This window comes from Synechococcus sp. R6-5, assembly GCF_047461775.1.
In the GTDB taxonomy this organism is placed as follows: domain Bacteria; phylum Cyanobacteriota; class Cyanobacteriia; order Thermostichales; family Thermostichaceae; genus Thermostichus.
In genome coordinates this window covers 1-10,958 of record NZ_JANSHV010000199.1, presented here as the reverse complement: position 1 = coordinate 10,958, position 10,958 = coordinate 1, and the positions used below count along the sequence as shown (strand labels likewise).

Sequence of the window (10,958 nt, the reverse complement as noted above, 5' to 3'; positions counted from 1 at the left end):
AGGAGAGTTCAGCGTGAATGTATCAGAATTAAGACAATCTCATGTCTACCGGGATCCCTGAATGGGATGGGTAACACTGAAACTAGGTCGCAGAAGCGGCGCGTAGCGCAATCTCAAGGAGCCGAACATGAGCAAGAGCTTGCTGGAGCAATTGCGACAGATGACTGTCGTGGTCGCCGATACGGGGGATATCAACGCCATCGAGAGCTTTAAGCCGCAGGATGCCACCACCAATCCCTCTTTGATCACAGCGGCTGCCCAAATGCCCCAGTACCAGGGCATTGTCGATGAAACCTTGCTCAAGGCCCGCCAAGAACTGGGATCCAAAGCCGACATCAAAACCGTGGTGGCCCACGCCATCGATCAACTGGCCGTGGCCTTTGGCGTGCGCATTTTGTCCATCATTCCTGGCCGGGTCTCGACGGAGGTGGATGCCCGCCTCTCTTACGACACAGAAGCCACAGTTGCCAAAGCCCGCCATTTGATCGAGCTCTACAAGGCGGCAGGAGCGGATCCCAGCCGTGTGCTGATTAAAATTGCCTCGACTTGGGAAGGGATCCGGGCTGCCGAGATCCTGGAGAAAGAAGGGATCCATTGCAACCTTACCCTGTTGTTTGGCTTGCACCAAGCCATAGCCTGCGCCGAAGCGGGGGTGAAGCTGATCTCGCCCTTTGTAGGCCGCATCTTGGATTGGTATAAGAAACACACGGGCCGGGAGAGCTACCCTCCTGCCGAAGATCCGGGGGTGCAGTCGGTGACCCAGATTTACAACTACTTCCGCAAATACGATTTTCCGACGGAAGTGATGGGGGCCAGCTTCCGCAACATCGGGGAGATCATCGAGTTGGCCGGCTGTGATCTCCTGACCATCTCGCCCGCCTTGCTGGCGGAGCTGCAAAACACCGAGGGTCACCTGGAGCGCAAACTGGATCCGGAAAAAGCCAAGAAAATGGACATCCCGCGCCTGGTGATGGATCGAGCCACCTTCGACCAGATGCACCGGGAAAACCGCATGGCCTCAGAAAAGCTGGAAGAAGGGATCCAGGGCTTCTCCAAAGCGCTGGAGGTGCTGGAAAAACTGCTCACCGAGCGGCTGCAGAAGCTGGAGGGTGCCAAGGAAACCATTACCCACGCCGCCCAGGATGTCTTCCGACTCTACGACCTGGATGGGGATGGCTTCATCACCCGCGAGGAGTGGATGGGGGCAGATCGCGTTTTCGATGCCCTGGATACCAACCAAGATGGCAAAATTACCCCTGAGGAAATGTTGGTCGGCCTAGGGGCGGCGGTCTATCTGAAGAATTAGCCGCTGGCAGCCGGCCTGGGAAAACCTCAAAGTCTATGGGCGAGAACTTTCGCCACATCGGAGACGGGGTGGCCGCCCTGGAAGCGCAAGCCCGCCGCTGGATTGCCCAGCGGCTGCAAGGGATCCCTTACGATCCGCCGCCGGGGCCAGCAGCCAGGCAGGTGCTGCATTGGATCGAGACGGATCTGCTGCCGCGCCTGCAGCAAACCCCCCAGGAGCTGGAGAACCTGCTGCATGGGCTAGGGGGCGGCTATGTGCCCAGCGGCCCTTCCGGCGCCCCCACCCGAGGCCGAGTGGACGTGTTGCCCACGGGGCGCAACTTTTACTCGGTGGACATTCGCGCCATCCCCACCCCCACCGCCTGGCAGGTCGGCTCACTGGCCGCCGAGCGGCTGGTGGAGCGCTACGTGCAAGAGCAGGGGGAATATCCCCGTCGCCTGGGCCTATCCGTTTGGGGCACTTCAACTCTAAGAACTGGCGGCGACGATTGGGCCGAGGCCCTGGCGCTCTTGGGGGTCAAACCCCGCTGGGATGGAGGACGGGTGGTGGACATCGAGATCCTGCCTGTAGCGGTTTTGGGCCGCCCCCGTGTGGATGTAACCTTGCGCATTTCTGGCTTCTTTCGCGATGCCTTTCCCAATCTGATTGCCCTGTTTGACCGGGCCGTGCAGGCCGTGGCTGACCTGGAGGAGCCAGAAGCCGACAATCCCCTGCGGGCCCACGTGCTGGCCGATACCCAGTACTGGCAGGAGCAAGGGATCCCAACGCAAGCAGCGGCGGAGCGGGCGCGGCTGCGCATCTTCGGTTCCAAGCCAGGGGCCTACGGGGCCGGCCTACAGGGGCTGATCGAGGCGCAAAACTGGGAAACAGAAGCGGATCTGGCCCGCGCCTACCTCAACTGGAGCAGCTACGCCTACCGGGCCGATGGCGAGGGAGAGCCGGCCCCCGAAGCCCTGCGGCGGCAATTGGCCCACCTGCAAATTGTGCTCCACAACCAAGACAACCGCGAGCACGACCTGCTGGACTCCGATGACTACTACCAGTTTCAAGGGGGGATGGTGGCGGCAGTGCGAACGCTCCAGGGCCGCAACCCGCGGATTTACTTCGGGGATCACGCCCGTCCCCACAACCCTAAGATCCGCACCCTGGCCGAAGAAATTGACCGCGTCTATCGCGCCCGCGTGATCAACCCCAAGTGGATTGCCGGCGTGATGCGCCACGGCTACAAGGGCGCCTTCGAGATGGCCGCCACCCTGGACTATCTCTTCGCCTACGATGTCACCACCCACGCTGTGCCGGATTTCATGTACGCAGGGCTGGCCCGCGCCTACCTATTGGATCCCCAAGTCCAGGAGTTCCTGCGATCCCGCAACCCCTGGGCGCTGCGGGACATGAGCGAGCGGCTGCTGGAAGCCCACCAGCGGGGCTACTGGCAAGAGCAGGCCCTGGAATTGCTGCCTCAGATCGAAGCCCTGATGCTGGAGATGGAAGCCTACCTGGAATCCCGCTCTCCCGTGGCGAGAGAAGGTTAAGTTCTGCTAAGATTTTTTCATCCAAACCAGTTGTGGAGGGATCCCAGGCCATGAGCAAATCTGAGCTGTTGCGAGAGATTCTGGGGCCACTGTTGGAGGACTACCGCTACTGGTTTGAGCGTTCTCGCCGCTTTTTGCAGGAAGAGACCCTGGAATTTATCAGCCCAGAAGAGCAGCAGTCCTTGCTGGAAGAGGTTTTGGCTGCCCAGGCGGAGCTACAGGTAGCCAAAGCGCTTTATCAGGCCTCTGATCAAGAGGTTGGCATCGACCCTGGGCTGATGGCAAAATGGCATCGCCTGCTTATGGAATGTGCCGAATTGGGCCGTCAATTTCGCCAGATTCACCCCTCCCCCGACCTGTAATGCTGCAGATTCTCTACCTCATCGCTTTTGTGGCCATTGCCTTTTTGGCCCTGCGCAACTTGGTTACCAATGTCATCACACTGGGCGTGGAAGAGCGCAAGGCCTCTCCTCGTCGTGCCCGCCAGCGGATCCCTCACCCAGAGCTGCTGGATGAAGATGGCAACCTCACCGAGGAGCCTCTACTGGTGATTCGCTCGGCCAGCTTGGAAGAAGCTCGCAGCCGTTTGGAAGATCTCTATTCCGGCTCGCCGGACGAAGATTAGGGGAGTTTCTTGGGCTTTCTCTCTTGGGCGTGGCTGCACTAGCCTGGGAAGGTACTGCGCGCCATTTGCCCGAGCGTCTGGTGGGCGAGTCAACGGAGATGGGATCCGACTTCAACTTGGAATCGGTGCTGGAGGCGGTGCTCGGCAAGCTGAAGGTTTTGGCGGAAACGGGACAAACCTTTGGTCAGCCGATCACTATTGGTGAGACGATTATTGTCCCTTACATGTCCTTGCATTTTGGCTTGGGTGGGGGAGGGGGTAACTTTGGAAAGACTGCTCCTGGCTGTCGCGGCAACGGCGGGGATCCGGCCAGTCTGTTCGGGGGAGCAGGGGGTGGGGTGCGCATCGAGCCAGTTGGCTTTCTGGTGATCCGAGGCGAGCGAGTGGAGCTGCTGACCACCGTCCAGAAGCCCGACCAGTGGAACCAACTCAGCGAGACTCTGGTGCCCCTGTTGCAGCAGTGGCTGCAAAATCGTGCCGGCAACTCCTGAAGGGACTAGCCGCGAATGGAGAGGCGGGATCCCTGGGGAGAGGGCTGTACCTCGATGCGGTGGGGGAAAGCATCCTGCAGGCTGGGGATGTGGGTAATCACCAAGATGCAGGCAAAGTCCGGGGCGATGGCGTTGATGGCGGCCAGCAGTTGGGCGCGCCCGGTGGCATCCTGGGATCCAAACCCCTCGTCGATGATTAAGGTTTGCAGGTCGGATCCCGAGCGCTGGGTGAGCAGGCGGGACAAGGCCAGGCGAATGGCGAAGTTGATGCGGAAGGCTTCTCCACCGGAGTAAGTCTCGTAGGGGCGGGTGCCGTGGGGATCGGCAATGAGAATGTCGAGGGTGTCATAGGGACTCCGTCCCGCTACGGAGGACAGCTTGGCCGGTGAGCAATAGCGTCGCCCGGAGCGCTGGGTAACCAATTGCAGGTGCAGGCGGTGTTGGGTCAGGCGGGCCAGGATCTGGTTGGCCTGGGCTTCCAGCTCGGGCAGGACATTTTCGACGATCAGGGCGGGGATGCCGTTGCGGCCGTAGGCATTGGCCAGCTCTTGGTACACCTGCTGCTGGCGGCGGGCCTGTTGCAGTTGCTGTTCCAGCTCGGCCTGTTCCGCCTGCTGTTGAACCGCCTGTTGTAGCCGTTGTTGGGCGGCCCCTATCTGAGACAGCACCTCATCCAGCCGCCGGCGGTGCTCCCGCAGGGTTTGGCGGATCCCTTCCAGCTGAGCAGGCAAAACCTCGGGATGCTCCGCCAGTTGTTGCTGAAGCCGTTCCAACTCTTGGGTGGCCTGGGCAAAGTGCTGGCGGCTTTCCTGTAGGCGTTGGGATAAGGCTTGGGTGCGGGCTGCCACCTCCGGCAGTTCCTGGCGGGCCACCTGTAGGGCTTGCAGGCGCACCGGCCAGAGTTGCGCTTGGGCCAGTTCGGCTTTCACCTGCTGGTGCAGGGATCCATCGTAGCCCAGGTGGTTTAACGCCTGTTCCACCTGAGCCAACCGCTCCGCCAGGGGAGAATCCGATCCCACTGGCGGGACGGAGTCCTTGGATCCCACCTGTTGCAGGGTTTCCAGTTGTGCCTGTAGGGAGGCGATTTGCTCCCATAGGTGAGAGCGGCGCTCTTGGGCCTTGCGGAGTTCTTGAGAGCGGCCCAGGGCCCAGCGCCAGCGCTCCAGTTCTCCCCGTTGTAGGGCGTGCTCGCGCTCGTCATAGCCCAGTTGGTGCAGGGCCTGCTGGATCTGCTGGAGCTGTTGCCGAGCTTCTTGAGCGTAAGCTTCCCGGTCAAGGATTTCCCTCAACTCTGCCGCCTCTGCTTGCCAGAGCTGGATTTGCCGACAGCGCTCCTGCTCGGCTTCCCACTGCTGTTGCAATCGCCCTTGCAGATGCAGGCGCTCATCCCAAGTGGCCAGTTCTTGGCTGAGACGGCGGTATTCTGCTTGCAAGAGTTCGATCTCCCGGTCGGCCACCGCCAGTTGTTCGCGGATAACAAACAGTTGGCCGGCAATTTCTTCTTGACGCTCGCGGTGTTTTTTCAGCACCACATCCCGCAGGCGCAGGCTGAGGGGACGGCTACAGAGGGGGCAAGTCCAGTGGCGACGGCGCTGCGGAGCCATAAGGCTGGATCCCTGCGGCTCTGCTGTCGGCGTTGCAGGGGATGACTCGGCAGGCTGGCCGACAGAAGATAGGGCCGGGGATCCCTCCTCTTGTTCTGCTGCCTCCTCGACAAGGGCTGTCACCCTCGCCAAAGTGGGGATGGGGCGGCGCTCTCCCTGATCTTGTTCGCCTCGCGGAGCACTTTGAACGGGAAACGCCTCTTGACCTTCATCCCAGCTGGTCACCAACAGGCGGCAGCGTTCTTCTTCCTGTTGCCACTGTTGCTGGAGAACCCGCTGGCGTTCCTGGAGCTTTTGCACGAACAGCCGCCGTTCTTGGACTTTTTCCAACACCCGCTGCTGGTAGAGACGCCGTCGCTCCAGCTCTGCCAAGGCGGCCTCTCCTTCGGCGATTTTCTGCTCCAGGTGCTGCTGCTGCTGGGCTAGAGTTTCCTGGCTTTGCAGTTGCTGGCTGAGAAGCTGAACGCGGGCTTGCAGACGTTCCCGCTCGCGGCGGATTTGCTCTTGCCAATGCTGTTGCTGCTGGAGAAAGACGGCGGCTTGAGCTTGGGCTTGGTTCAGGGCCTGGAGACGCTCTTGAGCTTGCTGGTAGTGGCGCAGGCCGATTTCGATGCGCTCCTGTTCTGCCAGCAATTGGGCATCGGCTTGGGCCTGGGCTTGGCAGGTGGCCAACTCCTGTTGCAGCCGTTGCATCTTGCGCAGTTGCTGCTGTTGCTGCTCTGCTTGCTGGGCTTGCAGCTTTTGGCGTTCTTGGAGCAGATGCTGCTGTTGCTCGAAGAGGTGGTGGAGATGGCGATCTTGGGCCATCAGGGCTTGGTAGCGTTCGTAACCCGCCAGTATGTCTTCACTCTGGGCGATCAGCTCTTCCAACTGGAGCAGGTGCTGTCGCTGGGCACGCCACTGTTGCTCGGTGTGCTGTAGGTTGGTGCCGAGCTTTTGCAAGTGTTGGGTAAGGTGTTGGTGGCGCTCCTGCAGGATGCAGCGATGTTCGTAGAGGCGCTCTAGGGCTTGCAATTCCTGCTGTTGCTGGGCTAGGAGCTGCTGCAGATGAGTTTGCCGTTGTTGGAGTCGCTCCAGCTCGGCTTGGATTTGGCCAACGTGGGCCTGTTGTTGGTTGAGCTGCTGCAGGCGCTCTTGGAGCAGATCGGCTTTGAGTTTGGCACTGCGCGCCTGTTCCCGGCAGCGGTCGGCCAGCAAATCGTACTGCCCCAACTTGAGCATGTCGGCCAAAATTTGCTTGCGCTCGCTGGGACGCTTCAGGGTGAAGGCATCCGCTTGTCCTTGTCGCAGATAGGCAGAGTGAATAAAGGTCTCGTAGTCGAGGCTGAGCTGACTTTGAATGGCCTGTTGGGTGGCGCGCATGCCGCGGCGGGTTAGGCTGCGCCAGCGAGGTTGGCCGTCGGTTTCTCCGGTTTGAATTTGCCACTCCAGGGATCCCTCGCCCGATAGATGACGGCTGCGCAGGACACGGTAGGTTTGTCCTCGGGAGCGGTAGATCACCTCTACCCAGGCTTCGCTGGCCCCCTTGCGGATGAGATCGCTGTCATTGCTAGCCCGGCTTTGCCCCCAAAGGCCCCAGGTGAGGGCATCGAGCAGGGCAGACTTGCCTGCCCCATTGGGGCCACAAATGCAGGCAGTATGGATCCCACGCAGATCCAAAACGGCGTGAGCGTAACAGAGAAAATTGTGCAAGGTTAGGCGAACCGGGATCACGGAAAACTCTGAGGGGCTCTGGTTGCCAGAAAAAATGGGGTTGAATTATTTAATCCAGAGTATCGCGTCAGCGGTGGGGAGCATCTTGAAGTTCTTGGCAGGATCCCAAGTCTTACCTACTTTTTGGGGTCGCGTTGGTGGCGCAGAGCGCTTGGGAGATGCCCCTACTTTTGGGAATAAGCTGCTGGCCTGGGATCCGGTCGCAGCAGCCGCTGACACAGTTGGGCAATCTGGGTGGGGCTGGCCTCATCCAGCCAGCGGTGAAAGGCTTGGGATTCCTGAAGGCGGCCCATCAGCAGCGTGGGGATCTGCTCCGGACTGTCCAGTTCCGCCAGCCACTGCCGGGGAAAGCCGGTTGCCGCAGCCAGATCCTCGGGATCCCGTCGGCCTGCTTGCCACAGCGCTTGCAGTTGGGCAATCTGCTGGGGGATCTGCTCCCAGCGGTGGCCAGAAGCAGTCAGGATCAGCGTTTGCGGCTGTGCCTGTTGCAGCAGTTGGGCCAAGTCCGCCGGTAGCCAGGGCCAGCGGGCCAGCACCAGCTTTGCCCCTTTTGGTGGTGGAACAAGGTTCTCGGCCTCCTGCCCGTCGTAACAGATGGCCCCTTTCAGCGAATCCGGCAGGGGTTTCTGCCGAAAATCTTGGATCTCTATGGGGGGAGCAGAAAGGGTGGGTGCCTGCCACTCTCCCGAAGGGCGCACTGCCAGCACCTTGCCCTGCCAAGGCTGTCTGCCCCGGTCATCCGCTTCCAACTGGAGGGCGATGTCCAAAGCTTGGCATTTTTGCCAACGCTCCAGCTCTTCTCCGGCCTGCCAAAACCATAGAGTACGGGATCCCGGCGAGCCTTGGAGTTCAAACTTGAGGTGGCGGCCATTGCGGGAGACTCCCAGGTTGGAGCTATTGGGACGGAAGTTCATCAAGGCAACGACGGGGTTGGGATTGCCGTGCCCAAAGGGCTGCAGAAGCTGCAATTGCCGATACACCTCATCCAGCTCTGCCACCCCATCCCGATCCTGAGAGACCAGTAGCTCCCAGTCGAGGATAATCTCCACCGCCAAGGCGCGAGCCCGCTGATCCGGGCTAACCCGCGCGGCCAGCTCCCGCTGCAACGCCAGTTGCACAGCGGCCAGGCAAGCCAGATCCACTTGGATCCCGGCGGCCATGGGGTGTCCGCCTCCCCGCCGCAAGAGGGGGCGCACGGCCTCGATGGCCTCCACCAGGTTCACCCCTGGCAGGGAACGACCCGACCCATGGCCCAGCCCTGTGGCTTCGTCTTTGGCAATCAACACCGTTGGGCAGTTATACTGCTCCACCAAGCGCGCCGCCGCGATCCCCAGAACCCCTGGGTTCCAGCCGGCTTCCGCCAGAACAATGGCTCCTTCCCGGGTCAGATCCAAGCTCTCTACCTGTTGGCTGGCCTCTTGGATCACTTGCTGGGTGAGCTGCCGGCGCTCTTCGTCAAGGGCAACAAACCGTTGCACCAGCGCCTGGGCCCGCTCTGGATCGGAGGTGGTCAGCAGCTCCACTGCTAAGCTGGCGTCTTCCAAGCGGCCAATGACGTTCAACTTGGGGGCGATGCGAAAAGCAATATCCTGGGCTGTCGGCGACCTCTGGAGCTGGCCGTTGCTAACCTGGGCCAGCAGAGCTCGCAACCCCGGGCGCTGCGTACTGGCCAGCACCGGCAGGCCCCGCTGCACCAAGTAGCGGCACTCCCGCTGCAACACCGCCACATCGGCCACAATTCCCACCGCCACCAGATCCAGGTGCTGCTCGACACCAGGGATCCCTAGGGCTTGGTAGAGCGCCTCCGCCAACTTGTAGGCCACTCCCACCCCCGGCAAGAAGCGCAGCGGATGTTCAGCCGGCAATCGCAAGGGGTTGACCACCGCATAGGCAGCGGGCAAGGGATCCGGCAGCATGTGGTGATCCGTCACGATCACGTCCACCCCCTGGACTTGGGCCATGGCAATTTCGGCAGCATTGCCCACCCCGCAATCCACCGTCAGGATCACTTGGCAGCCCTGGGCCAGCACCTGCTGTAGCCGTTGAGGATTGAGCCCGTGCCCCTCGGTGCTGCGCAGCGGTATGGAGAACTGGACTCGGAAGCCCAAGGGTTGTAACGCCGAGAGCAGGAGACTGGTACTGGTGACACCATCGCAGTCAAAGTCCCCCCAAATGCACAGGGTCTCTTCCCTTTCCCGTGCCTGCAGCAGCCGCGCCACCGCCCGCTCCAGATCCGGCAGGGATCCCGACGGTGTGGGGGAATAGTGTTCGGGATCCACGAAGGCCTGCGCCTGCTCCCAGGTGTGCAGACCCCGCAGAGCCATCACCTTGGCCGCATACTTGCCATATTCCCGGCTCAGTTGCGGATTGAACTGGGGGGGAGTGGGCAGCAGCTCCCAGCGGTATTCCATGCAAGCTCGACAGGGATAAAGGTTCCTAGGAGCCTATCAAAAACTGCCTGGGGAGAAAAGCAGCTTGGGATCCCCAAGAAGGCCTGGTGACCTGCTTATTGACAGCAGTGGGAAGCCACACAACAAGCAGAGGGGTGCTCGTGATTGTGGGTGGCACAGGCTTCGCTGCAGTAGAGTTGACCTTCGTAGCGATAGCCTTGGCTGCTCTCGAAGCTGCAGTTGCAGTGTTCACAGGCGCAACGGACAAGGGTGCTGGCAGACATGATTTTCTCTCCTTCTTTCTCGTTTTTTCCTAGGGATCCTCTTGTCGAAGATCCGCGTCTCTACACCCTAGCGGTTGCTCAGCAACGATGCTGAAACAAGAATCAGAATCATTTTTGGCACTTCACCGATTACAGCCTATGAATTAGGATACAAGTATCCAAGAGAAAAGAGAGATATATACCAACCTACTTGTTAGATTTATCCCAAAGAGTTGTGGCAGCTTATCAGGCAGGCAAGACCTCCACTCGCCAGGTAGCGGAACAGTTCATGGTAACCCAAAGAACACTGCACCACTGGGTGCATCAGTATCAACAAACTCAGGATTTATCCCCCAAGAAAGTCGGCACAAAGCGAGTAGGTATTCTGGAACAACACCGGCAAGAAGTTATGACGGTCATTGAAAGGCGCCTGAACTATTATCCGTGGTAGTATCAAGAACTGCTACGAGAGCAACTGGATACTGATGTGAGTGCTGTTACGATAGACAACTTTTTAAAAAAGCGAGGAATGACGCTAAAAAAGAATTACCGCAGTGTAAAAATCAGAGAAGAGGAGGTGCAAAGGCAACAATTAGCCTATAGTTAAGAAGTCAAGAATATACCAGTGGAAGATATAGCTATTCTAGACCAGACAAGGGTGTGAGAGGCAATGGAACGGAGGGGTATCTCGGAGTTTACGCAGTCAAAGAGCTTACAGTTACCGTCAGAGATGCAAAGGGAAAAAACATAAGATTATTGAAGCTATTTCCTGGAGAGAGGCAGTAGGCTGTTGTGTTATCAAGGGTGGAATGCGGAAGAGCAATTTTCTGGAGTTTTTGCAAAGTGACTCATGTCCGGAACTGGATGCGCGGAAGGTGGTGATTAGAGTTCGGAAGTGGAGGGTTTGATTCAAGGAACAGGTGCGCGGATCATAGACCTGCCTGTGTATGCACCAGAGTTGAATCCGATTGAGAGGATGTGGTCGGTATTGAAGCCTTTTATCCGGCAGTTTTCCAGAGCCGGGAAGTATGGGA

7 protein-coding genes and 2 pseudogenes are annotated in these 10,958 nt (G+C 59.6%); 6 read left to right on the top strand and 3 right to left on the bottom strand.

Annotation, left to right across the window (positions count from 1 at the left end; genetic code table 11):
* Positions 1–127 precede the first annotated feature (127 nt).
* From NW818_RS10695 to NW818_RS10675, 5 genes and pseudogenes are all read left to right on the top strand, one after another.
* Entirely contained in the window at positions 128–1,306 is a 1,179-nt protein-coding gene (locus NW818_RS10695) for a transaldolase (protein WP_414424541.1), read from the top strand.
* A gap of 50 nt (positions 1,307–1,356) precedes the next feature.
* Positions 1,357–2,838, top strand: a pseudogene (locus NW818_RS10690) (cobaltochelatase subunit CobN); the annotation flags it as partial.
* Positions 2,839–2,888: 50 nt separating this feature from the next.
* On the top strand, positions 2,889–3,200 hold the full coding sequence (locus NW818_RS10685; RefSeq protein ID WP_414424540.1) for a DUF2605 domain-containing protein: 312 nt from the start codon (positions 2,889–2,891) through the stop codon (positions 3,198–3,200).
* Complete coding sequence (locus NW818_RS10680; RefSeq protein WP_414331257.1) at positions 3,200–3,463, top strand: DUF2973 domain-containing protein; 264 nt, start codon at positions 3,200–3,202, stop codon at positions 3,461–3,463. The genes NW818_RS10685 and NW818_RS10680 overlap by 1 nt, the downstream gene beginning before the upstream one ends.
* A 65-nt stretch (positions 3,464–3,528) precedes the next feature.
* Complete coding sequence (locus NW818_RS10675) at positions 3,529–3,954, top strand: GerW family sporulation protein (RefSeq protein ID WP_414424539.1); 426 nt, start codon at positions 3,529–3,531, stop codon at positions 3,952–3,954.
* Positions 3,955–3,959: 5 nt separating this feature from the next.
* On the opposite strand, the gene NW818_RS10670 is transcribed toward NW818_RS10675, so the two are convergent.
* From NW818_RS10670 to NW818_RS10660, 3 genes are all read right to left on the bottom strand, one after another.
* The gene (locus tag NW818_RS10670; RefSeq protein WP_414424538.1) at positions 3,960–7,271 is read right to left on the bottom strand and encodes an AAA family ATPase; all 3,312 of its coding nucleotides are present in this window, start codon (positions 7,269–7,271) and stop codon (positions 3,960–3,962) included.
* 164 nt (positions 7,272–7,435) lie between these two features.
* Positions 7,436–9,682, bottom strand: coding sequence for a single-stranded-DNA-specific exonuclease RecJ (gene recJ, locus NW818_RS10665; protein ID WP_414424537.1), 2,247 nt, complete (start codon positions 9,680–9,682; stop codon positions 7,436–7,438).
* A 95-nt stretch (positions 9,683–9,777) separates the two neighbouring features.
* Entirely contained in the window at positions 9,778–9,945 is a 168-nt protein-coding gene (locus NW818_RS10660; RefSeq protein ID WP_083757636.1) for a hypothetical protein, read from the bottom strand.
* Positions 9,946–10,123: 178 nt separating this feature from the next.
* On the opposite strand from NW818_RS10660, the pseudogene NW818_RS10655 reads away from it, so the two are divergent.
* Positions 10,124–10,958: pseudogene (locus NW818_RS10655) on the top strand (IS630 family transposase); the annotation flags it as partial.

Coding starts and splice junctions, on each gene's coding strand:
- NW818_RS10695 (WP_414424541.1), top strand. CDS start 128: ATGAGCAAGAGCTTGCTGGAGCAATTGCGACAGATGACTGTCGTGGTC.
- NW818_RS10685 (WP_414424540.1), top strand. CDS start 2,889: ATGAGCAAATCTGAGCTGTTGCGAGAGATTCTGGGGCCACTGTTGGAG.
- NW818_RS10680 (WP_414331257.1), top strand. CDS start 3,200: ATGCTGCAGATTCTCTACCTCATCGCTTTTGTGGCCATTGCCTTTTTG.
- recJ (WP_414424537.1), bottom strand. CDS start 9,682: ATGGAATACCGCTGGGAGCTGCTGCCCACTCCCCCCCAGTTCAATCCG.
- NW818_RS10660 (WP_083757636.1), bottom strand. CDS start 9,945: ATGTCTGCCAGCACCCTTGTCCGTTGCGCCTGTGAACACTGCAACTGC.